Source organism: Bradyrhizobium sp. 195 (assembly GCF_023101665.1).
Lineage (GTDB): Bacteria > Pseudomonadota > Alphaproteobacteria > Rhizobiales > Xanthobacteraceae > Bradyrhizobium.
This window is the reverse complement of record NZ_CP082162.1, coordinates 83,469-108,153: the sequence shown is the minus strand read 5'-3', so window position 1 is coordinate 108,153 and position 24,685 is coordinate 83,469. Positions and strand designations below refer to the sequence as shown.

The 24,685-nt window shown below is 61.1% G+C and carries 20 protein-coding genes and 2 pseudogenes; 10 read left to right on the top strand and 12 right to left on the bottom strand.

Going from position 1 to position 24,685, the window contains the following annotated elements; all coding sequences use genetic code 11:
- Positions 1-211: 211 nt before the first annotated feature.
- From IVB26_RS39195 to IVB26_RS39155, 9 genes are all read left to right on the top strand, one after another.
- Positions 212-1,243: an IS110 family RNA-guided transposase gene (locus tag IVB26_RS39195; protein ID WP_247967704.1), complete on the top strand. Its 1,032-nt coding sequence runs from the start codon at positions 212-214 to the stop codon at positions 1,241-1,243.
- Between the two features lie 595 nt (positions 1,244-1,838).
- Entirely contained in the window at positions 1,839-2,222 is a 384-nt protein-coding gene (locus IVB26_RS39190) for a DUF2946 family protein (protein ID WP_247973745.1), read from the top strand.
- A gap of 52 nt (positions 2,223-2,274) precedes the next feature.
- On the top strand, positions 2,275-4,485 hold the full coding sequence (locus IVB26_RS39185; protein ID WP_247973744.1) for a TonB-dependent receptor family protein: 2,211 nt from the start codon (positions 2,275-2,277) through the stop codon (positions 4,483-4,485).
- On the top strand, positions 4,479-4,994 hold the full coding sequence (locus IVB26_RS39180) for a copper uptake system-associated protein (protein WP_247973743.1): 516 nt from the start codon (positions 4,479-4,481) through the stop codon (positions 4,992-4,994). The genes IVB26_RS39185 and IVB26_RS39180 overlap by 7 nt, the downstream gene beginning before the upstream one ends.
- Positions 4,995-5,755: 761 nt before the next feature.
- Positions 5,756-6,034, top strand: coding sequence for a DUF6894 family protein (locus tag IVB26_RS39175; protein WP_247973742.1), 279 nt, complete (start codon positions 5,756-5,758; stop codon positions 6,032-6,034).
- A gap of 233 nt (positions 6,035-6,267) precedes the next feature.
- Positions 6,268-6,474, top strand: a complete 207-nt coding sequence (locus IVB26_RS39170) for a hypothetical protein (protein ID WP_247973741.1) — start codon at positions 6,268-6,270, stop codon at positions 6,472-6,474.
- 241 nt (positions 6,475-6,715) lie between these two features.
- Entirely contained in the window at positions 6,716-6,961 is a 246-nt protein-coding gene (locus IVB26_RS39165) for a DUF6894 family protein (protein WP_247973740.1), read from the top strand.
- A gap of 149 nt (positions 6,962-7,110) precedes the next feature.
- Complete coding sequence (locus IVB26_RS39160; RefSeq protein WP_247973739.1) at positions 7,111-7,839, top strand: Crp/Fnr family transcriptional regulator; 729 nt, start codon at positions 7,111-7,113, stop codon at positions 7,837-7,839.
- A 242-nt stretch (positions 7,840-8,081) separates the two neighbouring features.
- Complete coding sequence (locus IVB26_RS39155) at positions 8,082-9,053, top strand: ABC transporter substrate-binding protein (protein ID WP_247973738.1); 972 nt, start codon at positions 8,082-8,084, stop codon at positions 9,051-9,053.
- Between the two features lie 297 nt (positions 9,054-9,350).
- Here IVB26_RS39155 and IVB26_RS39150 read toward each other — a convergent pair whose 3' ends face one another.
- The 6 genes and pseudogenes from IVB26_RS39150 to IVB26_RS39125 all read right to left on the bottom strand — a co-directional run bounded on the left by IVB26_RS39150 (position 9,351) and on the right by IVB26_RS39125 (position 14,200).
- Positions 9,351-9,542: a hypothetical protein gene (locus IVB26_RS39150; RefSeq protein ID WP_247973737.1), complete on the bottom strand. Its 192-nt coding sequence runs from the start codon at positions 9,540-9,542 to the stop codon at positions 9,351-9,353.
- Positions 9,543-10,547: 1,005 nt separating this feature from the next.
- Positions 10,548-10,782, bottom strand: a pseudogene (locus IVB26_RS39145) (DUF3606 domain-containing protein).
- 69 nt (positions 10,783-10,851) lie between these two features.
- A complete protein-coding gene (locus IVB26_RS39140; RefSeq protein WP_247973736.1) occupies positions 10,852-11,292 on the bottom strand; it encodes a low affinity iron permease family protein in 441 nt (146 codons plus the stop codon).
- A 30-nt stretch (positions 11,293-11,322) separates the two neighbouring features.
- Positions 11,323-12,183 (bottom strand): SDR family oxidoreductase, encoded by an 861-nt coding sequence (locus tag IVB26_RS39135; RefSeq protein ID WP_247973904.1) that lies wholly within the window; start codon positions 12,181-12,183, stop codon positions 11,323-11,325.
- 23 nt (positions 12,184-12,206) lie between these two features.
- The gene (locus IVB26_RS39130; protein ID WP_247973735.1) at positions 12,207-14,030 is read right to left on the bottom strand and encodes a glycoside hydrolase family 15 protein; all 1,824 of its coding nucleotides are present in this window, start codon (positions 14,028-14,030) and stop codon (positions 12,207-12,209) included.
- Positions 14,003-14,200, bottom strand: coding sequence for a hypothetical protein (locus tag IVB26_RS39125; RefSeq protein ID WP_247973734.1), 198 nt, complete (start codon positions 14,198-14,200; stop codon positions 14,003-14,005). Before IVB26_RS39125 ends, IVB26_RS39130 begins: the two co-directional genes overlap by 28 nt.
- Positions 14,201-14,372: 172 nt before the next feature.
- On the opposite strand from IVB26_RS39125, the gene IVB26_RS39120 reads away from it, so the two are divergent.
- Positions 14,373-14,885, top strand: coding sequence for a response regulator transcription factor (locus IVB26_RS39120; RefSeq protein ID WP_346732905.1), 513 nt, complete (start codon positions 14,373-14,375; stop codon positions 14,883-14,885).
- Here the strand turns inward: IVB26_RS39120 and IVB26_RS39115 are convergent.
- The 6 genes and pseudogenes from IVB26_RS39115 to IVB26_RS39090 all read right to left on the bottom strand — a co-directional run bounded on the left by IVB26_RS39115 (position 14,824) and on the right by IVB26_RS39090 (position 24,552).
- The gene (locus IVB26_RS39115; RefSeq protein ID WP_247973733.1) at positions 14,824-15,051 is read right to left on the bottom strand and encodes a hypothetical protein; all 228 of its coding nucleotides are present in this window, start codon (positions 15,049-15,051) and stop codon (positions 14,824-14,826) included. The two genes, IVB26_RS39120 and IVB26_RS39115, sit on opposite strands and share 62 nt — an antisense overlap.
- 729 nt (positions 15,052-15,780) lie before the next feature.
- A pseudogene (locus tag IVB26_RS39110) lies at positions 15,781-16,073 on the bottom strand (Ku protein); the annotation flags it as partial.
- A gap of 891 nt (positions 16,074-16,964) precedes the next feature.
- A complete protein-coding gene (locus IVB26_RS39105) occupies positions 16,965-18,326 on the bottom strand; it encodes an HlyD family type I secretion periplasmic adaptor subunit (RefSeq protein ID WP_247973732.1) in 1,362 nt (453 codons plus the stop codon).
- A gap of 18 nt (positions 18,327-18,344) precedes the next feature.
- A complete protein-coding gene (locus IVB26_RS39100) occupies positions 18,345-20,165 on the bottom strand; it encodes a type I secretion system permease/ATPase (protein WP_247973731.1) in 1,821 nt (606 codons plus the stop codon).
- Positions 20,166-20,177: 12 nt separating this feature from the next.
- Positions 20,178-23,939 (bottom strand): hypothetical protein, encoded by a 3,762-nt coding sequence (locus tag IVB26_RS39095; RefSeq protein WP_247973730.1) that lies wholly within the window; start codon positions 23,937-23,939, stop codon positions 20,178-20,180.
- Between the two features lie 73 nt (positions 23,940-24,012).
- A complete protein-coding gene (locus tag IVB26_RS39090) occupies positions 24,013-24,552 on the bottom strand; it encodes a hypothetical protein (protein ID WP_247973729.1) in 540 nt (179 codons plus the stop codon).
- Positions 24,553-24,685 lie beyond the last annotated feature (133 nt).

Below are 24,685 nucleotides of genomic sequence, written 5' to 3'. Positions count from 1 at the left end.
GCTGCGGCGCCGAGCCGCAAGGCGTCCGCTTGGCAGCCGGATTTCGGGCCGTCAAAGAAAAAATAACAGAAGGCCATCTGGCCAATGGCCGACCTTTTTGGTGCATCCCGCCGATCTTCGGCTTTTGATGCTGTGGACGGCTCCTCCACGGGCACGAGAGTGCCAAGGAGTGGGCGCCGTTTAAAGCTCCCACGATTCGGAGGAGCAGCCTATGCAGTCAATTTCGACGATTGGTCTGGATATCGCAAAGTCGGTCTTCCAGGTGCACGGCGTCGATGGAGCCGGTCAGGTGGTGATGCGCCGGCAGTTAAAACGCCGTTTTGTGCATTCCTTCTTTGAGAAGCTGCCGCCGTGCTTGGTGGGAATCGAAGCTTGCGCGTCATCCCATTATTGGTCCCGCGAACTGCAGGCGTTGGGGCATACAGTGCGGTTGATGCCTCCGGGTTACGTGAAGCCCTACGTCAAGCGGCAGAAGAACGATACGGCCGATGCAGAGGCGATTTGCGAGGCGGTCACGAGACCCAATATGCGGTTTGTGCCGACCAAGACAATCGAGCAACAGAGTTGCCTAATGCTTCATCGAGCGCGCCATCTTTTTATCCGGCAGCAGACTTCGGTCATCAATTCAATCCGCGCCTATCTTGCCGAGTTCGGTATCGTCGCTCCCGTCGGACGCAGAGGTGTCGAGCAACTACTGGAAGTCGTCGCCGATAAAGCCGAAGACCGGATCCCGGAGGTCGCCCGGATGTGCCTAGCCGCTCTCGGCGAACAACTGTGCGCTCTAAAGGCTCGCATCCTTGAGTTCGACCGACGCATCATAGCCTGGCATCGATCAAACGCGACGAGCCAGCGGCTTGATGTTATTCCCGGCGTCGGTCCGGCGCTGGCAACAGCGCTGGTCGCCAGCATTGCCGATCCTAAAGCCTTCCGATCCGGGCGAGACTTCTCGGCTTGGGTCGGTCTCGTGCCAAAGCAGAGCTCGAGCGGGGGCAAAGACAGGCTTGGCAGCATTACCAAGCAAGGCGATCGCTATTTGCGTAGCCTGTTCACGGCTGGCGCACTCGCGGTGATCCGCTACGCCAAGATTCACGGCCCCGATCATCGACCCTGGCTCACACGATTGTTGGCCCGGCGGCCCGCCAAGGTCGCGGCGATCGCGTTAGCCAACAAACTCGCCCGGATTGCTTGGGCGATGATGGCCAGGAACGAACGCTATCAGGAACCGGCCGCGCTGGCGGCCTAAACGAGATCGCGTCGGGCATATCCGACGTGACGTAACGGTTGGGAGGACGAACAGCACGTAATGCAGTGCCGGTCGATCCGGCGATCAGGACAACCCACATGGGCCATGGCATCTCGAATGCGTGCTTTTGACCGGGACCTGATCCGCGGAGGGCATTATGGCCAGCGGTCACGTATACCGCGCGAAAAGGCCGAACACATGGCTGCTCCGACCAATCCCTGCAGCGTGAAGATTCTTCTTGCCAACCCGGAGCCGTCCACACATGGCCCATTTGCGAAGTAACGGTGCGGCTCGTTTCCGTCCGCTGGTTGGGGCGAAGCGGACTAGATTTGCTCACCGTGAGTTCTTCGCATGTTGACCCAAGGCGGAAGTGCCGGACGGCTACACTGAGGTAAGCTAGTGCCAGCAAATGTCACGCGAACCGCTTGGGGCTCAATCGCGGCTCGTTCCGGCCCCGCGGCAGCGTGGCGTGTGCAACGCGAAGCCCTGGGTTAGTGGTAGCGCGGCAACACCAGGCAAACGATCAGCCGAATGCGACTCCTCGCGCATTTGACTCGCCCCTGCGCTGTGGTAGCCCTGCTACGGGATCAGGCGAATGACGAGGTTCGTTTTCAAGCGGCGGATCGGCTGCGGGGCCGCATTCATTGCGGCCTACGCACTCGTTTTCAATCTCATCCTCTCCAGTATCCTGGTTGCAGGCGTTTCACCGGCTGCTGCCGCGGCGGCTCACGAATTGTGTAGCGGCATTGGCAATTCGGGTACCGTCCGGACTGACGCAGACAAAAGCGACAAGAAGCGCGCGATACACTGTCCGTTATGCGTCGGACATCACACTCCGACCTCGGTTCCGCCGCCACAAGCTGACCTCCTCGATCGTCAATATGTTGAGGTGGTCATCGCCTTTGCTTTCGAAGCACGGTTTGTTGCGCCATTTCGCTCGCACGATCACCAATCCCGCGGACCTCCTTTCTTGACGTGACAGCAGCGCCACAGCGCCAATAGTCGTCAGTTCAATTGGGAGTTTTGATACCATGTCATCCGCTCTCGGGTGGCTACGAGCCTGTGCGCTCGCCAGCGCCATCCTTTCTTCACCTGTAAACGCGCAATCAAACGGGCAGAAGCAGTTGCCGCCCGTGACCGTGGAAGCACCTCAGCAAAAGCGGGATGCGACTAGCCGTCCATCCCGGGTCGCGGTCCGTTCACCGCGCATTGCGCGTGCCAGACGAACGCCAGAGGCACCAGTCCAATCGGCGGGCGACCAGATTGGCGCATCGCGCGTAGCGCTCGGCGTCCTCTCAGCACAGCAGGCCCTTAAAGAGATCAACAACACACCAGGCGGCGTGGCGATCGTGCCCGCCGAGGCCTACAGAAACTCGACGGTCTCGAACACGATCAAGGACATTTTGGACTACGTCCCGGGCGTATTCGCCCAGCCGAAATGGGGTGACGACACCCGCCTGTCGATCCGCGGCTCCGGACTGTCGCGCAATTTTCATCTGCGTGGCGTCCAGCTCTACATGGACGGCATTCCCATCAACACGGCAGATGGCTACGGTGATTTTCAGGAGATCGATCCGACGGCCTACAAATATGTAGCTGTCCAAAAGGGCGGCAACGCGCTGCAATACGGGGCTAATTCCCTGGGTGGTGCCATCAATTTCGTCATCCCGACTGGTCGCGATCCGCGTCCAAACGGAGTGTCCTTCGATCTTGGTGCCTTCGGCTTCAAGCGACTGCAAGCCAATGCCGGCGGTGCGAACGGCCCATGGGATGGCTTTGTCACTGCCTCGACCCAGGCATCCGACGGCTTTCGGGATCATAGCTTCGGATCGAGCAACCGCATCAACGGCAATATCGGTTATCAGATATCGCCGGACGTCGAAACGCGGTTCTATTTCAACGCCAACGAGGTACGCCAGCGCATTCCGGGCAGCGTGGACAGAACCACAGCGCTGACCTCGCCGACCTCGGCGGCTCCGATCAACGTCGCTAATGACTGGCAGCGCAATATCGACACCGTGCGGATAGCAAACAAGACGACCATTCGCTTCGAAGATACCCAGGTTGAGCTCGGGGCGTTCGGGGTCGATCGGCACTTGATGCATCCGATCTTTCAATGGCTCGACTACCGGTACAAAGACTACGGCGGCTTCGCAAAGGTCACAGACGATCGCTTCATCGGTGGATTCCGCAATAGATTCGTGGCCGGTTTCAACATCCTGAACGGCACCATTGATGCGCAGCAATTCGTCAATGTGGGCGGCTTCAAGGGGACGCCGACCTCATCATTGTTGCAGAAGCCGCAAAATTACTCCGCCTATGCGGAGAACTCGTTCTACTTCGTACCAAACGTCGCATTCGTGGCGGGCACGCAATATCTGTTCGCGGTGCGCGATCAGCAAGTGAACTTTTCGACCAATGGCGACGTCAACGGTCGGAGCACCTTTAGCCTGTGGAGCCCCAAGGTTGGCCTGTTGTGGCAGGTCGATCCAACCTGGCAGGTGTTTGGCAACATCTCGCGGAGCGCTGAAGTGCCTAGCTTTGGCGAGAGCGTGAGCCCGAACTTCCTGAATCCGACCTTGCCCACCATTCCGTTCTTCTCAATCAAGCCGCAAACCGCCACGACTTACGAAATCGGAACCCGTATGAAGCGGCCCGATTACGCGTGGGAGATTGCCTTTTATCGCTCGAACATCGACGATGAGCTGCTGTGCCTCTACAGCGCATTCGGCAACTGCAATGTCACCAACGCCAACAAGACCATCCATCAGGGCGTAGAGGCCGGCGCAGGCGCCGCAATCTTTCGCGACGTCTTCGTGAGCGGACCGGCGCCCGACAAGATCTGGCTCAATGTCGCCTACACACTTAACGACTTCCGCTTCGACAACGATCCGGTGTTCGGCAATAATCAGCTACCAGGCGCGCCGCGCCACTTCGTGCGCGCCGAACTGCTGTACAAGCACCCGAGCGGTCTCTATTTCGGACCCAATCTGGAATGGGTGCCGCAGGCTTACTTCGTCGACAGCGCCAACACGCTGATCAGCTCGGCCTATGCGATTTGGGGCCTCAAGGCCGGCTTCGACAATGGCGGTCCGGTCACGGGCTACATCGAGGCGCGCAACATCGCGAACAAGGCCTATATCGCGAGCGCGAGCATCATTGACCGGGCAACACCGACCTCACCTCTGTTCGAGCCTGGCAACGGGAGGGCAGTCTACGCCGGCGTGAGGTATCGATGGTGAGCACGAGAGATCCGCGCGGCATTTCGGTGTTCTTTTCCAGCAGAGGATTGATCACGGCGAGCCTTCGTGCCTTTTCGCTTGCGTTCGTTCTGCTGGCCAGCGCTGCAGTGCTGGCGGCGGAAGCGGGAGCAGAGGCCGAAATCGAAGGACTGCTGCATGGCATGTTCGACAAGCCAGACGCTGTCCTCACGGTATCTCCAATCGTGGTCGGCGATGGTTTTGCCATTGCCGACTGGACGCAGGGCGAAATGGGCGGCCGGGCTCTCCTTCGCCGCAAACAAGCGTCCTGGGTGATCGTGCTGTGCGCCGGTGACGGCATCAGATCGCGTGAAGCGCTGAGGCAAGCCGGAGTTCCGCAGCAGGAAGCGATTTCATTGGAGCGCGATCTCGCGGCGGCGGAGAGCAAGGCCGATCCTCAACGGGTGGCCATGTTTTCCCGGTTCGAGGTAATGGTGACGATGGAGAGTACGCCCAATCAACCACACGGCAACTCGCATCCACCGAAATGATCGGCCGAATGGCGGTGATGAACGGCCTCAAGTCGCCTTAAAAGGGCGAGGCCGCCTCAGTTGGCCTTCGCCCCGTCGGAGCACCGCCTTTACGGAATGAGGGCGCGAGATACCTGAACCATACGGCACTGGAACAACCGGCGCCGAATCATGCTGCGCTGCGAGTCCGGATGTGGCCCGGAGGCGGACCAGATTTGCTCACGTCGAGTTCTTCGCATTTTGACCGTTAGCTGACTTTGAGGCTCCCACGTTGCACTTCCTCGAAGGGAGTGGACTAAGCGCTGAGAGCGGAGCGACTTGTAACGTGACGGCCAGGCTACCAGCGGTTAGCTTCGCCGCGTGAGCGAGACCGAAAGCGACCTTCTGAAACGATCCGATGACGCCATTGCCGAGAGCCGCAGGCTTGGTCGGCAGAACCGCTCATGTATCGTAGAGAGCCAATGGTGGCTCCAGCGCCTCCATTGGACGATGGAAGAGATGCAGCCCCGCCCGGAAAAGTCAGATCGCGTCATCGCCAAAGAACTCAGCGTCGCCGACCGCACCGTAAACCGCGCCCGTAAGAATGTCGAAGCCACTGCGACACATGTCGCAGTGGAAGCGTGTCGGCGCGGACGGCGTTGAACGCAAACTGCCCGAGAAACGCACGCAAGGGCGTGGGACGGACGCGGATTAGGCGACTGCTCATTTTGAGTAAGTAAAGCTAAACGCTCGGCGCCGGCTCGCTCGGATAGGAACGCCCCAACCAAGACCGTGTCGGCCACATGCGTTTTTACTTCGACTATCAGGACTCGGCCGGCGCCATCCTTGACGATCAGGGCGAAGAGCTTCCGAATTTTGCGGCCGCGCGGGACGCTGCGATGAGATACTTGGCCGAGGGGATACGAGACCACAGTCCTTCAAGCTTAACCGAGAAGCTGTCCGTGCTCGTACGAACGGAAGAGGTCCCGATCATGACCGTGTCGGCTACTGTTGAAGTGGCTGCGGCAACACCGATCGGGAGAAGCAGAAGCCGTTTCTTAAAGGAAATTGACGGCCTTTAGCCTAGGTTAGTGCGCTGCTCTGGCGTGACTGGTTAATTGGGCGGTCATGACAGAGAATCGCGCGCAAACAACCGAACCTCAGACAAAATCTGCCCTACACGAGCTAGCGGAGGAGTACCGGGCCAGAGCGGAACGGCTCGAACTCAACGCGCCAGCACCCGAGCCTTGAAGGCTGGAGCATCTCGGCTCTCGGTCAACGATTGTGGCCCCCAACCCTATGGATGGAGACGGCGATGGAAAACGGGGCCGGACTTATTTCGGCGACCGAGCTGAAGATCGTGGAGCGCTACAAGCGGGCCGCGCGTGAGGAAATGGACGGTCCCAAGCTCCTCAACTTGCTTGAAGAAATCGAGGACGAGATAAGAAGGCGGACCGCTCTAGTCTTTGAGGCGCGCGATTGGCGCGGGAGAGCACAATGCGGGCCGGACGCGGCGACATAGATTGGCACTTCGCCTCTATTGTTGTTTTGCTGATCTTGGCTAGCGTTGCTTTTTGCCAACGCTTCTCGCGGTGCTTTTCCTTGGGCGCCGAATCTGAGGCCGCAAAGCCCGTAAGCGAGCGCAGCTTAGTGGCTTATGAGGGACAGTTGTCCCAGAAGGAACCGGGCGAGACGAATACCTCACCCACCTTGAGCATCTAAAGAATGCTAGGAACGCCAGCCGTTGCAACAGGTTTCCATCCATGCCTCATTACTTCTTCGATACCCGCGACAATAACATTTTTGTACCCGACGACATCGGGGCACAGTTTGCGACCATCGACGAAGTAAAGCACGAAGCTTCAAGAGCAATGGCAGACTTCGCCAAAGACGTGCTGCCGGGTTCGGTCCTGCGCACGCTCGCCATCGAGGTTCGAGATGATTTCGGCCCAGTACTGCGGGTCGTGCTGATTTTTGAGATCGAACAGGTGGTTCCGGCAGTTAATTAAAATGGTAGGAACTTGTGCCCTAACTTACGATTGTCCCGATCAGCGGCTGTGTCCCTTGGGCGCTGCTGGCTGCTACTCGCTTTCGCGGCTAGAGCGGCAATTCCATTCCGGCTCAAACTTCCTCGGACAAAAGTAATTAGAGGTGTGCGATGCCAGGTGCGTCAACGGATGCGCTCGTCCTAAAACTCAAGAAGAACAGTCGGCTCGATCAAGACGATGTTCTTGCAATCGAGCGATTGCCTATCAAAATCAAACGCATTGCAGCTCATCATTATTTCGTGCGCGAGGGTGAACGACCTTCCGAATCCTGCCTGATTATTGAAGGATTCGCGTTCCGGTCCAAGCTCACGCCTGACGGAGTACGGCAGATTCTCTCGATTCAAATCCCGGGGGACATTCCTGACCTTCAGAGCCTGCACCTGCACGTCATGGATCATGATCTAACTACTCTCTCGGATTGCACCCTCGGCTTCATCCAGCACGATGCACTTCGCGAGTTGATCCGACAGCGCGCAAATGTATCAGCAGCGCTCTGGCGTGAGACCTTGATCGATGGGGCAATTTTCCGCGAATGGATAGCCAACGTTGGGTGCAGGCCCGCGCTTCCTCGTATGGCGCACCTGCTTTCAGAGATCCACGCACGGCTTGAAATGATCGGGCGGACGGCAAACGGCTCATTCGAGCTACCGATCACGCAGGTCGAACTGGCGGATTGCCTTGGGCTATCGATCGTCCACGCCAACCGAACCCTGCAGCAGCTTAGGCACGAAGGTTTCGTCGCGACCGAGCGGAAAAACTACCACCTGCTTGAAAAGACCAGGCTGGAGGAGTTGGGTCAGTTCGATCCGACCTATCTGCATCAGAATCCCTCGCTATGACAAAAGTCCGCCGCGTACCGACTTCCGCTTCTGGCCCGCTGCTGACCTTCGCCCGAACCACCGCAGAGTCCGATATCCCGTAGACCGGACCTTCCGTGAAACAGGGTTGAAGTCGCAGTTTGACCCATTGCGGGCATGCGACATGGCGCCGCTTTGCGACGGAGAACTGCACTTCACCATGCGACGAACGTCAAGGAGTGATACTCTGCACCCCATCGTCCTCAAGCTACGATGAGGAACGAATGAAGCGGCGGGAGTTCATAGGAGCTACTGCGGCGGTGCTCGTTTCACCTCGGCGTTCGCTCGCGCAAGCAAAACCTCGCCGAATTGGCTTCCTTGGTCGTTGGGCAGATGATCCGACCCGCGACCCAAGTCACGCTGCATGGCTTAGCGGCTTGCGCGAGAAGGGCTGGATCGAGGGCAAGAACCTGCTTGTCGATTATCGTGATCCGGCCGGCGGCCTACCAGCTTTAGCCGCCGACTTGGTGGCCTTAACTCCCGAGTTGATAATTGCTTCGGGACCGAACCCAGCCATAGCGCTGAAAGCGGCCACTACCACAATTCCGATTGTGTTCGTGGCGGTGTACGATCCGATAGCTATCGGCCTCGTGCAGAGCCTGTCACATCCGGGTGGCAACATCACTGGTCTCGCGACCTCCGTGCCCGGAGGCATGACAGGAAAAAATGTCGAGATCCTCAGGGAACTGGTGCCTGGCGCTACGAAAATTGCGCTGTTGGTCAATCCAGAAAATGCGATTCACCGGCTACTGTTAGCGGAAGAAATACCGCGCACGGCCGGAAACATAGGCGTGGCCCTGCCGACAGTTGAGGCGAGCAAGGCCGAGGAACTGGATGTAGCCTTTGCCTCCGCCGTCGCCCAGCACGCCGATGCAATAATAGTTTTGGGCGACTATCTTACTGTTTTCGAGGGCCCCCGAGTTGTCGCGCTCGCGGCCAAGCATAATTTGCCCGCGATTTATCTCTTCCGCCAATTCGCCAAGGACGGACTGGTCGTCTACGGACCCGAATTACCCGCTATATGGCGCCGTGCAGGCAGCTATATCGATAAGATTCTCAAAGGCACCAAACCATCCGATCTGCCGGTGGAGCAGCCGACAAAATTCGAGTTGGTGATCAACGTAAAGATTGCCAAGGCACTTGGCCTCACCGTACCGCCTTCGATGCTCGTCCGCGCCGACGAGGTCATCGAATGATGCTGCGCTGCATGAGTCCGGAAGTGGCCCGTTGCTGACCTTCGCCCGCCGAGCCGCAATGATCTGCTTTCCGGAGATGAGCCGACCAAGGTGAAGCAGCCTGCCAAGAGCACCTGGTGACCCATTTGAGACCCTCCACTGGACGCTGAAAATGTCCGCTCGGCGCGGCCGACCGGAAGTCAAAGCCGCGGGATGACGCAATCAACCCAAAGCGGCCTCAGCGCTGGCCGATTTGGCGTTCCGTAGCGGACCCAGTACAGCTCCACCAGTCAGCAGATTCGGCCCGATGAGTTCGAACTAAATCTTCGTGACCTGCAAGCGACGAACGTAATACCCTTGGCGCTGAACGGTTGATCTAATCTCGTCACTTACTTTTAGAATTCTTTTTCTGCTCTTGCGCCACTTATTTGCAGAGTAAGCCACGGGTATCGCGGACCCTGTGCTAAGAACGAGAAAATCACGCTTCCCATTGCGATTGACATCAAACACTTTTTGCCCCCGCTAAGATTGTCAAAGTAAATACGAAATATGTTTCGGTCGTTCTGATCGATCAGCTTACAACTCCGAACGGCTGTGCGGGTTGCAAATGGGCAACGCTCCGCGACTTTTGCTTCAGAACGAGCGAAGCCGGCGAACACGCCGTCGAACCTCCTTATGAACGTGGTTCTGGAAGGCGAGCGTTGATTTTGCGAATGTCCTAAACCGGACGATATGGTGTTCCAGAGGAGCGCCATGAAAGATATGAAAACTTCGATCTGAAGCGCGCCATTGTAGCTCTCGTCGGCCTTCTAATCAGACTGCCGACGCGATCTATCCGTTCAACGGCGCCGGTGCGCATCGCAAACCGGTCATAGCTGGACCATAAATGCGTTTTGCACTTGGCCAAGGATGAGCTGCCGCCGGCAAATGCTTTCTGATCGCTGACGATCTATGATGGGGCTTTCAGGACGCCAATCCACTCAATGGTTTCGCCATCGGCGATCGCGATGCCTTAAAGTACAATGCGGATGGTTCGCTTAATCCTTACGTTTAGTACGAAACCCCCGGCCCGGTCCCGACAAGGAATCGAATTGGCTGTCAGCGCCAGAAGAGCGGAACTCTCGGCTTGACGATGAGACTTAATGCACCGAAGCCGCAGATAGCAGAGCCGCCGGACCCCGCCGGCCATTCGTAGGGTCTCTGAGATGCGGTTACGGCTCCATCTGGGCCCGTCCGAGACACCTACCATCATGTTCGCTCCACGCCGAGAGCCGAAAAGCTCACGATTACGGAGGCGTTCCATTGGCATTTGACGCATTGCGAACTGCCCTGCTCTTTTGGGCGCGGTGGTCGCGGCGGCGTGAAATCTGTAGCTTCGCACCGTGGCTACTCGCGCGAATCTTCGGCTGCCTGCCGAAAATTGCAGACTAACCAATGCCTTCGTCGTTCCCGTTTGGAGGAGTGGATATCCTCGTGAGTATCGGCTGGCAGCATGAACCCTGGCGGGCTCTGTTGTCAGCACGTAAACCTTGGTTCAGACCAACACCTTCGCCGCCCTTCTCGTGCTTCCCGACGATGCGATGTCGAGCTTGAGTGTAAATAAGCGCCGACCTTCTTGATTGCCTTCTTCACGCCCGAGGCGGACCGCCCAGTCTTTTTTCGATTCGTACCGCACTTCGTAGTCCCGCCCGCCGCCGAGACGTGCCCGGTCCTGATTGCGTCCGCGTGCCGTCTTCTTCGCTGTCGCCACCCTGCTGTTCACCGTTTTCGCAGCATCGCGGGTTCCGGAACAGCGGATGGGGGGATGCAGATCAGTCCGTTACGCCTCTCCGGCCCTGCCGGCCTTCGCTGTCTTGCGCTCGACCGCGTCTTCGGCGACAGCTTTCGCGCGTTCTTCGCAACGCGCGCGCAGATCCTCAAGCTCGTCCGCGCTCAGATGCTCGATTCCTACGAAGCTGTTCTGCACGATGCCCGTCCGGATCAGTTCATCCAGTTTCACCTGGATCGCGGCACTGTCGCGGTTCTGCGAGTTCTGGATCAGGAAGACCATCAGGAAGGTCACGATGGTCGTCCCGGTGTTGATGACGAGCTGCCAAGTGTCGGAAAACCGGAATAGCGGCCCTGTGACCGCCCAGATGATGATTACTGCGCAGGCCAGAATAAAGGTCGATGCACGCCCGGCCGCCTGTGAGGCCTTGTTGGCAATGGATGCAAACAGTCGCCGGTGGCGGTGCTCGCTTTCCTCGTGGCTTTGCGGCATGACATTCCTCCATTCCGAATCAAATTCCGATCAGCCACCGGTGGCGAACCCTGGATAGAGGCTCATCCCTCCGTCGACGAACAAGGTGGCGCCGGTGACATAGTCGGCCATGTCCGAAACCAGCCAGGCCACCGCCTGCGCGATGTCATCCGGCTCTCCGATGCGCTTGTACGGCACCAGCGTCATGAGCCGTTCGTAGGCATCCGGCGTCTCCCATGCGGGTCGATTGATGGGCGTGCGAATCGCGCCGGGAGCGACCCCGTTTGCGCGAATGGCAAACGGGGCCACTTCCTGGGCAATGCTGCGCATCAATTGCATGACGCCGCCCTTCGACGCGGCGTAGTTGACGTGACCGGCCCAAGGTATCTCCTGATGAACGGAGCTCATGAAGACGAGCTTGCCTGCCGACGCGGAGACTTGGCTGACTACGCCGCGTTTCCTGAACTCACGAACGGCCTCTCGCGCGCACAGGAATTGGCCCGTGAGATTGACGTCGATCACCTTCTTCCACTGCTCGAGCGTCATCTCCTCGAAGGAGGCATCACGCTGCAGGCCGGCGTTGTTCACGGCAATGTGGAGGGTCCCGAAATGTCGGACCGCTTGGGCGAACATCGCATCGACTTCGTCCTCGTTGCTGACATCCGCCTTGATGGCGATGGCCCGGCGCCCGCCGGCTTCGATTTGGTGCGCCACCTCCTCCGCCGCGGCCGGGTCGGCCACGTAGTTCACGACGACGTCCGCGCCCGAAGCAGCCAGGCCAAGCGCGACAGCTTTGCCGATTCCGGAATTTGCGCCGGTGACCAACGCCGGTTGCCCCTCCAAAACGACGGGAAAGCCGATGGCTGGACGGCGCCTCGCGCCTGGGGGGGCGGATCCAGCGGGGTCGGTCATCACTTCAGGCATGGTTGGCTCCTCTACGTTGTGCTCTGCGCTCCTTCGCTTAGCAGCGACTTCTTTCCGCCGCGTGTTTCGGAGGGCTTGTCGCGGTGAGTGAGGTTGTGCGCCGTGTTCACCAGCGCGATGTGGGAGAACGCCTGCGGGAAGTTGCCGACCAGTCTGCGTTTCGAGACGTCGTACTCCTCGGAGAGCAATCCGACGTCGTTGCGCAAGGAGAGAAGCCGCTCGAACAGCGCTTTGGCATCGGCCGCGCGGCCAATGAGCTGATAGGCATCGGCGAGCCAGAAGCTACAGGCCAGGAACATGCCCTCGCCCGGCGGCAGCCCGTCCTTGGTTGCGCCCGTGTCGTAGCGGCGCACGAAGCCATCCGCGACCAGCTCGCGTTCGACGGCTTGCACGGTGGAGATTACACGTGGGTCCTCCGGCGGGAGAAAGCCCACCGCTGGAATCAGCAACAGGCTGGCGTCGAGCTGAGGCTCGCCATAGACCTGGACAAAGGACTTGCGATCCTCGTCGTATCCGCGCCGGCAGACGTCCGCATGGATCGCATCCCGGACCGCAGTCCAATCGTCGACCGGACCTTCTATGCCGAACTCCCTGGCCGACTTGATCGCCCGATCGAACGCCACCCATGCCATGATCTTCGAGTATGTGAACTGCTTGCGGCCGCCGCGGACCTCCCAGATGCCTTCGTCCGGCTCGGTCCAGATGGCCTTCAGATGATCGAGCAGCGCGCATTGGACAGCCCATGCCCGCTTGTTCTCGGCGAGCCCGCCGCGCCGCGCCTGGTAAAGCGCATCCATCAGTTCGCCGTAGACGTCGAGTTGGAGCTGCTGGTGGGCGGCGTTGCCGATCCGGACCGGTTTCGAATTTTCGTAGCCGGACAGCCATGGCACTTCCCACTCGGTCAACCGGCGTTCGCCAGTGACCGAGTACATGATCTGCAGTTGGTAGGGGCTGCCGGCGACCGCGCGAATGAGCCAATCGCGCCAGGCGCGCGCCTCGTCGTAGTATCCGCCGTCCATCAGCGCGAGCAGCGTGAGCGTGGCGTCCCGAACCCAGCAGAAGCGGTAGTCCCAGTTGCGGGGGCCGCCGAGCTGCTCGGGCAGAGACGTCGTCGCGGCGGCAACGATGCCGCCGCTCGGCTGAAACGTCAGCGCCTTCAGCGTGATGAGAGAACGGAGAACCACGTCCGAATACGGACCGGCGGCATTGCATCGACCCGCCCAGTCCTGCCAGAACTGCTCAGTGTTCTCCAGGAGTTCGGAGGGATCCGCAGCCGACGCTTCATGCTGATAGGAAATCTGGTGACTGAGCACGAAGGCTCTGCGTTCGCCCGCCGAGACTACGACCGAGCCGACGGTCATCATCTTCTCGCCTTGCAGCGGCACGTCAGTCCGCAGCACCAGCATGGAGGCACCCGCCACCAGGGATCGTGCGCCATCATCGAGCCGGCTGACCCATGGCACGGAAATGCCGTAGTCGAAGCGTGCCGCCAATTCGCTCCGCATCTCGACCCGGCCCTCGACTCCTTCGACGATCCGGACGAGGCGCGATTGGTCGGATTTGGGTGGCATGAAGTCCGTGACACGGACGCTGCCATCGTCGGTTCTGAAGGTCGTCTCCAGGATCAACGTGCCCGGCCGGTACCGGCGCTCGACCGAGCGCAACGCAAGGGGCGCGACGCGCCAATAGCCATTGTTTTTGGATCCGAGGAGCCTTGCGAAGCAACTGTCGGAGTCGAACCGAGGCAAGCAAAGCCAGTCAATGGAGCCATCGAGCCCCACCAGTGCTGCGGTCTCGCAGTCTCCGATCAGTGCGTAGTCTTCGATTCGGGCCATGGGGAAACTACTGCGCGGTCGGCTTCTGCCGCCGTCGACTCCAGCCGGGTTAGGACCGCATCGATCTCCTGCAGTTCGCGCTCGACCGCGGCAAACCGGGCCGGTCCAGCTTCCTGACGTCGATCGAGCAGCTTCCGCTTGCGTTCGAGGATTTCGGCGACACCGTGCATTCTCGGCTCCGAAGCGTCGCCCCCGGAATGGTTTCCGGATCAATGCTTCCTGCGCTCCAATGTTCCTTGGGCACCGCTCGGATGGCCGTCCTGGGTACGACCTCGATCAGGAACGACGCTGCGTGCGAGCCGTTCGACGTGCACAACAAATGTTAGCTGTTGTGAGCCGCCAGTGAGCGTTCTTCTCGTCGAGGACGACCCACTCATCCTCGAATTCGTGGTCGAAGCGCTGCGCGAGGCAGGCTACCACGTGATCCACGCCAGCACCGACGAGGAGGCTTTGGCCTGGTGCGAACGCCACGTTGCGGACGTGCTAGTCACGGACGTCAGGTTGCCCGGACACCTCAACGGGTGGCAGATCGCGGAACGCTACAGAGAGCAGAGTCCGGAATTGCCGGTCATCTACGCCACCGGCTTCTCGCCGAGTACGCCACGCCCTGTCCCCGCCAGCCGCATCGTGAAGAAACCCTTCCATCCGGAGGAGATCATTCGGATGATCCGGGAGCTCGGCGAGGGAAAGGGGCACCGGGGGGTAGCTGCTCCACTCGCGGCGAATTTTCCTCGCTATCGCCGGTTGGCCGAATTCGCATTCGGCCGCTTCGCCGCAGCACGCCTTGGCCCAATCATCCTTTCGGTAGGGCCAACTCCTCGACGGCCCGACCACAGATCTCGGCGGGGTCCTTGAGGCCGGTCTGGCCGATCTCGATGATCTTCTTGGCGATCAGTTCGGTGAGAGGGTCGTTGCGATCCTCTACGCCAATCGTGCGGAGGGCCTGTTCGTAGGCCCTCGAAAGCCGCGCGATCTCTTCAGGCCCAAGCGGCGAGTTTTGAAGTATCCGGTAGATGGCCAATTGTTATCCCCCGTTGCGGCCAGCGTAGGACCGATCTGCTGCCGGAGAATTGCACCCTTGCAGCTAATTTTAGCTTCCGAGACCTGCCCACTTTGCTTGCGTCCTAAGAACGTGCACGGGGAGCAGAGAGCGCCGCAGGCGGGACGCGATCTCCCCTTTCGGAGCGCCTGGATCCAATAAAACTTCCCCGCGCTCAAAGGAACGATAACGCGAGTACCGGGTTTCCGGACGCCCGTGCCCCAAGGGGCGAACCCCGAACTGGCCCCAGCTCATAGCCCCTGGCCCCGAGCTGGGGCCTTCCTCCGCCAAACCCGGGAAGCGCGGTGAGCCGAGGGCTCTGGTGAAGACGGCCCTTAGCAGTCCTTCGCTTCCATAGGCTAGCGATCTTCGCCCGCTGCGGCGGAATCGTCGGTGCCAAGCAGCTTCAGCGCAGTCTCGAGCTTGGCGAGGAGCGCCTGAATCTCTGCGCTTTAGTGCGAGCCGGGATCGGCTTCGAGCCGCGCCAGCAACTGCTCCTTCTGAACCAGGAGCCTCGCAACAGCAGACATCTCATCCCCGTATAAACGAAGGTCGAAAGGGCCCCTTCGATACGGCCCTTGTCCTAGTTCACCAGCTTCGAGGCCAAAGCTGAAGCCAATGCTTAGGCCACCGCCGTAGTAGCCATAGTCGCGATCATAGTAGCCGGCCCACCATAATAGCCGTAGCTCCGGCGGACCACGTAGCAGTCGTCTCGGCCTTGTCGACGAACTCGTCGATCTCGATGGTGCGCGTGGAGTCGAGCGCGATCTCGTCCAGCTCCTCCTTCGTCACCTCAATGTACTGACCCTTCTCGAACTCATAGCCCTTGACGACGTCCTCGCTGGGCGCCTCATCGCCGGTGTCGGCGTCGACCTTGAGGTACTTGATGCGATGGCCGCTCGACCGTTTGGGCTGGTTGAACGCGATCGTGGCTAGATAGAGCGCCACCGGGCAGGTCACCAGGGATAGCCTCAAAAGCCTTTCGAGTTGGCGCGCGGGGCCATGATACGCAGAACTCCACAGACATAGGTAGCTGGGATTCAAGATGAACCAGGTGCGCCAGTTCCGACACCTCGCCCGTCGTCCTCGCGATTTCAATCTAAACCACCGGTCTGCTGCGCCCCCCAAATCCGCAGCACGGGATCGACTTTGCGCGAACGAAGTCGAATCCGCCAGGGAGCGGTGAAGGTGCTTCTCCGACGGCGCTGACTAGCCCTTCATGCGGCGCTCGAAGATCGAATAGTAGCCTTGGACCATGTCGGCCGAAATGATCTTATGGCCTTTGCGACGAACGTATTCGTTCATGCTCTGCGCGACGATGTCGTGGGTAGAGTCGTAGCTTATCGCCGTAGCTACTCAGCAGAAAGCAGTGTAGCACCGGATAGATTGTCGACATTTCAGTGGCTTAGCTTTCGCGGTTTGGAGGAGGGGTGATCCTCTGGCTTTTGAAAATTTGGGCATATCGAAACGATTCAGCCGAGCATTACGGAACAGAGTTTCCATCGGCGACGCCCTGTAGGGCGCCTTCCCTGGCCCAAAAGGATTGATAATTTGACTCTGGCTCGCGCCGCTTTGATAGCGGGATGCCTCGCCCCAAAAGCCACACGCCCACGCGCGCCAGAAATCACTTCCGGTGAATGCGTGTCAATCGGCTTGCAAAGTTGACCCCTTTTGGAATGGCCCCTTGGGGCGGACAGGTTTAGGCTACTGAATTGACCGCCTGCCGGGTGTGTTGATTCTCGAAATGTAAGCGGACTGATATAGCCGAGACGGCAAAGATGCGAAAAGCGAACGTGGGAAGGGCGCGCATTCTGGACCTCAATGAGCACTCGCGAGTGGATGACCTCACGCCCTTCGGTCTAAGGGTTGCTCAAACGGCGCCCATTCCGCTCCACTCAAGTTTCGCGGAACGCGCGGGAGAAGCTGTCGAGGACAGGCTTCATGATGTACTCGAAAAACGTACGTTCTCCGGTCTTGATGTAAATGTCCGCGGGCATCCCGGGCGTCGGGATGAATTCAGGCATTTGCCTGAGAATATCGTCCTGGTCCAGGCGCACCCGAACAACATAGAATTCCCGACGCGTGTCGCCGTCGCGACGGGTTTCGGCCTTCCCCTGCACTTGCTCCGCCAAGGCGTCCGCTGACACGTAGATGACGCTCGCCCCGACCATGGGCGTGATGCGCTGGTTGAGCGCCGACAGCCGCACCAGCGCCTCCTGGCCTACGCTCACATGCGAAATGTCCTTGGGGTTCACATGTGCCTCGATGATGCGCTCGTCGCCAATCGGCAGAAGCTCAAGGATCACGGCACCAGGAGAGACCACGCCGCCCGGTGTATGGAAGTTGTTCTTCACCACAATACCTCGAACCGGCGACCGGACATCGACCCGATGGACCACATCCTGAGCGGCGCGAATCTGCTCCTCTCCGTCGTCCAGCTCGGCCTCGGTCTCGCGCAACTCCTTGATCGCCTCCCGAAGCGCCGTCGTGTGGAGCTGCGCTATTCGTTCGTTCGCCTGGGCGATCCGCTCCCTCGAATCGGCGATGCGGCCGAGATATTCGCCTAGCTCACCCCCGAGACCCGCCTCTGAGCGTCGCAACGCAAGCACATCCGACTTGCGGACCAACTGCTGGCCAAGAAGGGAATTCTTGTCCTTCAGCTCTTCGGCGAACAAGAAAATTCGCTCTTTGGTGGACTGAACTTGCGCCTGATATCCGCGGATGCTTTCCTCCAGCCCAGCGATTTGCTTTAGGAGTACGCTTTCGTCGGTCACCAGACTTGCCCGGCGGGCCTGAAGCTCGGCACGTTGCCGCTCAAGAATTGCTTTGATTTCTGGATCACGTGCGTTCTCACTGAATGCGGCCGGGGTTTCGATTGCGTCAGAAGAGCTCATTTCAGCTTCCAGACGCGCCTTCATGGCGAGCAGTCGATACTTCTTCAAAACCAGCCGTTTCAGCTTGGCGTTGGCAGCGGTATCGTCCATGCGAACCAGGACCTGGTTGGCCTCGACGGCATCCCCGTCCTTGACCGCAATCTCGCGGATGATGCCGCCCTCGAAGTGCTGGACAAGCTTGTTCTGCCCGGTAGCCACGAACGTGCCCGAGGCGACGACCGCACTGTTGAGGGGAGCGACTGCGGCCCAAACGCCGAAACACCCGAGCCAAACAACCAGGATGGCGAGGCCGGTGAAGATGGGCCATTTGGCGCTCAGCGGAACACCGCGGTACCACTCGATGTCGTCCTTTACCGCTCTCATGCTGTCCTCCCGCGCTGGTCACCCGCCCGCGGATTCGATGCGTTGCGGCTGCTCCGGCTCATCACCGCCGGCCCTGGCGGGCGACCGAACCAGGCGATGCAACACCTCGCTCGGAGAGCCGAATGCTTCCGCGCGTCCGGCCCGCAGTATCAGCACTTTGTCCACACTGTTCAGTAGCGCCGGGCGCAGGGTTACGACCACCGCCGTGACCCCCCGCCTCTTGGCGCGCTGCAGGGTCTCGGTCAGAGCCTGCTCGCCCGCCGCGTCGAGATTCGAGTTGGGCTCGTCGAGCACGACGAGGGACGGATTGCCGAAGAAAGCCCGGGCGAGTGCAATGCGCTGCTTCTGTCCTCCCGAGAGCGGCCCGCCACTGCGGTCGAGCACGGTCTCGTATCCTTGCTTCAACTGGCAGACCATGTCGTGAATGCCCGACAACATCGCCGCCTCATAGATGCTCTCGTCCGGCAAGTCGTCGCGCATGCGACAGATGTTCTGCTTGATGGTGCCGGGAAATAGCTCTACCTCCTGGGGCAGGTAACCGCTATATTCCCCGAACTGGCGGCGATCCCAGTTGCGCAGCTCCGTTCCGTCCAGCCTGACCTTGCCGGCGGTCGGCACCAGACAACCCACCAGAATGCGCGCGAGCGTCGACTTGCCCGATCCCGACGGTCCGACAATGGCCAAAGCCTCTCCGGGCGCGAGCTCGAGCGACACACCATTGAGCACCGGCTCCTTGGAGCCGGGCGGCAGATACAAGACCCGATCAACGCTCAGGCGCCCTTGTGGTCTCGGCAAGCGCAGCTTGGGCGCCTCGCGCTGGAATGACTCGACCGCCTGCTTTACGCGGGCATAGGCCGATCGCGCCTGCACGCAGCTGCGCCATCCCTCGATCAAACCCTCGAGCGGCTGCAGGGCGCGACCGGCAATGATCGAAGCCGCGATCATCATGCCCCCGGTGATCTCGGCGTGCAGGGCCAGATAGGCCCCGGTGCCGAGGATCGTGATCTGGGCCACGAGGCGGACGAATTTCGACGCACCGCTGATCCAGAAATTCCGGTCAAGGGCCTGGCTCTGCACCGTCAGCGCCGGCGCCTGCCGGCGCCCCCAGTGGAGAATGCTTTCGCTGAGCATTCCCATCGCATTGATCACCTGCGAATTTCGCGCCAGCGACTCCGCCGCCGCATCGGCCTCGGCGGCATGCAGGCCAGCCTCGCTCAGACGCTCCGAGGTCGCTTTCTGGTTGATCAGCGCAATCAGTGCCAGGACCAAACCCGATACGACTGCGATCAAACCCAGATCTCGGTGAACGAGGAATATGACTGCGAAGTAGAGGGGCGAGAGGGGCGCGTCCATCAGTAAAAGCATGACAGGGCTCGAGATGAAGCCCCGCACCTGGTGAAGGCTGCGGATCGCTTGGATGGTTCCGCCCTCGCCGGCCCTGGCGTTGTTGATGCTGCTCGCCAGCACGGCGCCGCCGAGCACCGCCTCCATCTTGGTCGCAAGACGCCCCAGCACCTGCCGACGCAGAATGTCGACGATCGAGAGAATACCGATGAATGTCAGCGCGAGAGCCGAGAGCATCAGCAGTGTCTCGAGACTCCGGCTCGTCAGCACGCGATCGGAGATTTGAAAGAGGTAGATCGGCAACGTGAGCATCAGCAGATTCACAACGACCGAAAATGCTGCGACCGCTATCAGGTTGGTGCGCGCGACCGAACGCCAGGCGGCCAGCGCGTTGACAGGTCCGACATAGTCGCGCGCCTCGCCGCCGGGTGCGACGCGAAGTTGAGCTCCGGAGTGGTTGCGCAGCGGATCGTCCAGTGTCTCGACAGCTGCCATGTTTTCCTCCCACTAGAGGATGGCATCATGAGTTCCAACGTGATCGATCGGAGTATTATCCACGAGGTCGGGAGGCGGCGGCGCGGGTTTTTGGACATCGGCAGCCACCGGCGCGGAAACGTCTTGAGCCGATACGGCGTCCGCCTGCGACACGGCAGTCTGGGAGGGTGCGATCTCGCTGCTGAGCGTGACGCCGTAGTCTGTATACTGGGTTCCGTTGAACAGCGAATCTGCCGGCGGCGGTGGCGCATCGTTCAACGCGATCACATCGCCCGCGACGGCGGTCGTCGCCGCGGCATTTGAGGTGTCCGTCACGACGTTCTGCGGGGCAGTGGTGGCGGATGCCGAACTCTCGATCGGTGCGTCAGCGGTGGTGGCGAGCGCAAGAAGCGTGTCGGCCGATCCAGGAGTTTGAGCGCTGCTGGTGTCCGGCACGGCCGGCTCTACCGGTTCGGTCGCGGGGGTGCTGAGCGAGTCTCCGGCGCTGGTGAGCACCGGCTCGGTCGTGTCAGCGACGGGTGCCGCACTCGCCAAAGCATCGCCCGCCACGCTGCCCGTGTCCGCCGGTTGCGACACGTCGCTCGACGCATCGGTCGGAGCCGCAGCTGTGGTGAGCGCCGGCTCGCTGATGTCCGCGACCGGCGCCGCACTCGCCAAGGCATCGCCAGCCACGCTGCCCGTGTCGGCCGGTTGCGACGCGTCGCTCGGCGCATCGGTCGGAGCCGCAGCTGTTGTGGTGAGCACCGGCTCGCTCGTGTCCGTGACCGGGGCCGCACTCGCCAAGGCATCGCCAGCCACGCTGCCCGTGTCGGCCGGTTGCGACGCGTCGCTCGGCGCATCGGTCAGAGCCGTAGCTGTGGTGAGCACCGGCTCGCTGATGTCCGCGACCGGTGCCGCACTCGCCAAGGCATCGCCAGCCACGCTGCCCGTGTCGGCCGGTTGCGACGCGTCGCTCGGCGCATCGGTCAGAGCCGTAGCTGTGGTGAGCACCGGCTCGCTGATGTCCGCGACCGGTGCCGCACTCGCCAAAGCATCGCCAGCCACGCTGCCCGTGTCCGCCGGTTGCGACACGTCGCTCGGCGCATCGGTCAGGGCGGCAGCGGTTGTGGTGAGCACCGGCTCGCTGACGTCCGCGACCGGTGCCGCACTCGCCAAGGCATCGCCAGCCACGCCGCCCGTGTCGGCCGATTGCGACGCGTCGCTGGTCGCATCGGTCGCAGCCGTTGTGGTGAGCGCGGGCTCGCTCGTGTCTAGGACCGGCGCGGCACCCGCAAGACCATCGCCAGCCACGGTCTCAGTGTCGGCCGGATGCGACACGTCGCTGCTCGGATTGGTCAGAGCGGCAGCCGTTGTGGCGAGCACCGGCTCGCTCGTGTCAGGGACCGGGACCGTACTCGCCAGAGCATCGGCAGCCACACTACCCGTGTCGGCAAGTTGCGACAGGTCGCTCGGCGCATCTGCCAGAGCGGCAGCCGTTGTGGCGAGCGCAGGTTCGCTGGTGTTAGCAGCGGGCGCCGCACTCGCCAAAGCATCGCCAGCCACGCTGTCCGAGTCGACGGGATGCGACACCTCGCCGGCCGGATTGGTCAGAGCGGCAACTGTTGTGGTTAGCACAGGTGCGCTCGTGTCAAGGACCGGCGCGCCACTCGCAAGTGCATTGCCAGCCACATCGGTGGGCTGTGATACATAACCAGGGGCACCGTTACCGGTGATCAGTTCCGCCTCCGCGATCTCAAGGGGTGATGCTGAACTATCAAGGGTATCAGTTCCCGTGCTGTCCGATGCAACCGTTTGCGACAACGCGGTCGACTGAGTGTCTGGACCCGTCGTCTGGCCAACCACCTCGTTGCTCACCGTGCTCACGGTGTCGGTCGCCGTCGCAAGCGCGGGCGGCAGCGTAGCCTCGACCGGCGCAATTGTTCCAACCACGTCATCGGGCAGCGTGCTCGCAGTGTGGGCAAGAGTGGATAGCGTCGGCTGCGCCGCCGACTCGACCGACGCAATCGCGCCGACCACGTCGTCGGGCAGCGTGCCGGCGGTGTCGGCCAAGGTCGTGAGTGTCGGCTGCGCCGCCTCGACCGGCGCAATTGCGTCAACCACGTCGTTGGATAGCGTGCTGACGCTGTCGGTCGCCATCGCGAGCACCGGCGGCACCATCGCCTCGACCGCCGCGATCGCGCCAACCACGTCGTTGGGCAACGCGCTGATGGTCTGGGTCGCCGTCGCAAGCGCCGGCGGCACCGTAGCCTCGACCGGCGCAATCGCGCCAACCATGTCGTTGGGTAGCGTGCTGACGCTGTCGGTTGCCGTCGCCAGTGTCGGCTGCGCCGCCGCCTCGATCGGCGCAATTGCGCCAATCATGTCGTTGGATAACGTGCTCACGGTATCGGTCACCGTGGCGAGTGCCGGCGCTACCGCCGCCTCGATCGGCGCAATTGCGCCAATCATGTCGTTGGATAACGTGCTCACGGTGTCGGTCGCTGTGGCGAGTGCCGGCGCTACCGCCGCCTCGACCGTCTCAATCGCGCCAACCATGTCGTTGGGGAGCGTGCTGACGCTGTCGGTTGCCGTCGCCAGTGCCGGCGGCGCCGCCACCTCGACCGGCGCAATTGCGCCAACCACGTCGTTGGATAGCCTGCTGACGCTGTCGGTTGCCGTCACCAGTGCCGGCGGCGCCGCCACCTCGACCGGCGCAATTGCGCCAACCACGTCGTTGGATAGCCTGCTGACGCTGTCGGTCGCCCTCGCCAGAGTCGGCGGCACCGCCGTCTCGGCGGGCGCAATCGTTCCAACTATGTCGTTAGGCAGCGCGCCGACGTTGTCGCTCGCTGCCGCCAGTGCCGGCGGTATCGCCGCCTCGACCGGCGCGATTGCGCCAACCACGTCGTTGGATAGCGTGCTCACGGTGTCGGTCGCCGCGGCGAGCGCCGGCGGTACCGCCGGTGCGATCGTCCCAACCACGTCGTTGGGGAGCGCGCTCACGGTGTCGGTCGCCGTCGCCAGTGCCACCGCCGCCTCGACCGGCGCGATCGCATCAACCACATCGTTGGGCAGCGCGCTGACGCTGTCGGTCGCCGACGCCAGTGCCGGCGGCACCGCCGCCTCGACCGGCGCAATCCCTACCACCACGTCATTGCTTAGATCTCCAAGCAGAGGAAAGGAGCTGACCACCGACGGACTAAACGAGCCGTAAAGCACATTAGAGCCAATGGATTCGAGCGTTGCCCCACCAGACAATTCAGTACTTCCGAGGTCGGAATCTGCTGACGGCGAGTTGATGCAAGTGACGCTACTGACGTCGGCCGAGGTGTGAGCATGGTGCTTGCAAGAATCTGCATCTTCGCCACCTACGCCCTCACCCCCATCGTTCGCGGCGACTGCTTCGCCACGAGCGGTGCCCGGTCTGGGCGTGTGTTCATGCGGCTCCGCCAGGAGACCGGCGCGATCGAGCTGAGTCACATGCGTCTCCGACGAAGCGGCCGGCGCTTTGGGCCTCTCATCCTCCGCGCCCGGCTTCGCGGGATCGCTCGCAGGCAGCTCGTCGTTCGTCCGTTGCGGCCTCGCACTTGCCTGAGCCGCTGTCGCGTCTTCTTGCTCGGCCAGCGCGGATCTGAACGGGGCGGCAAGAAACTCTTCGCAGGCAATCAGCGGGGCAATGAAGAACGACCAGGTCAAGAAACTGAAGGAGCCGGATCGCTTATCAGCACGCTGCACTCCAGCTTCGAAAATCTTCCGCTCTTGTTCGAACAGTTCACGCTTTTCTACCTGGTGCATGACCGCCGCCTTTCAGGCTCAGAAACCGCTCTCGCCCGGAAGCATTCACCGCCAAGCGGGTCTCTTCGGCACGTCAGGCGCCCGTGTCGTGCGACGTATCGGTCGCCGTGTCGAAATGCCCTACGTCGAAGTGATCCGTTGGACCCATCAAACCGATGGCGTATTCTAGCGCATCGTCGCAAGACATCGAAGCGAGCGCGCCGTGTATGTCACCCGAATGATCGGCACCGTGCGAGCTGAAATCGCCCGCGAACTCACCTTGGGAGAAGTCGAACTTGGCCAGCGCATCACCCGGACTACGATCGGTGTAGCCCCTGCTGCCATCGTCAGCCGGCTCGAGGTCGCAGTGGTCCTTGGGCTGGTATTCGCCGTCGTTGGCATCCTTCCAGGCGTCGTCCTCTGGGTAGTTGCCCTTGCCGCTAAGGTTGGAATAATTGTCCTTGCCGCCGCCGTTCGAATACTCGTCGTTATCGCTGTGATCGTCATTCCACTTTGACTGCTTGCCGTCGCCACAGTCGTCGGGCTTGGTTGACGTGCATTCCTCGGGTGGGACGCCGGTTCCCGCAAGCTTTATGAACCCGAGAATGCCCGTAACACTGCTCAGGATAGACATGGCTTCGCTCCTCGCTTCAGCGATGGTAACGGGCACGTGCGCCCGTGCGCGTGCCCTGCCCGGATCACCACGCCGTCACCCCTACTGTCGCCGAAGCACGCCTATGGATGCAGCGGCGAAAAAATAAGTTCAC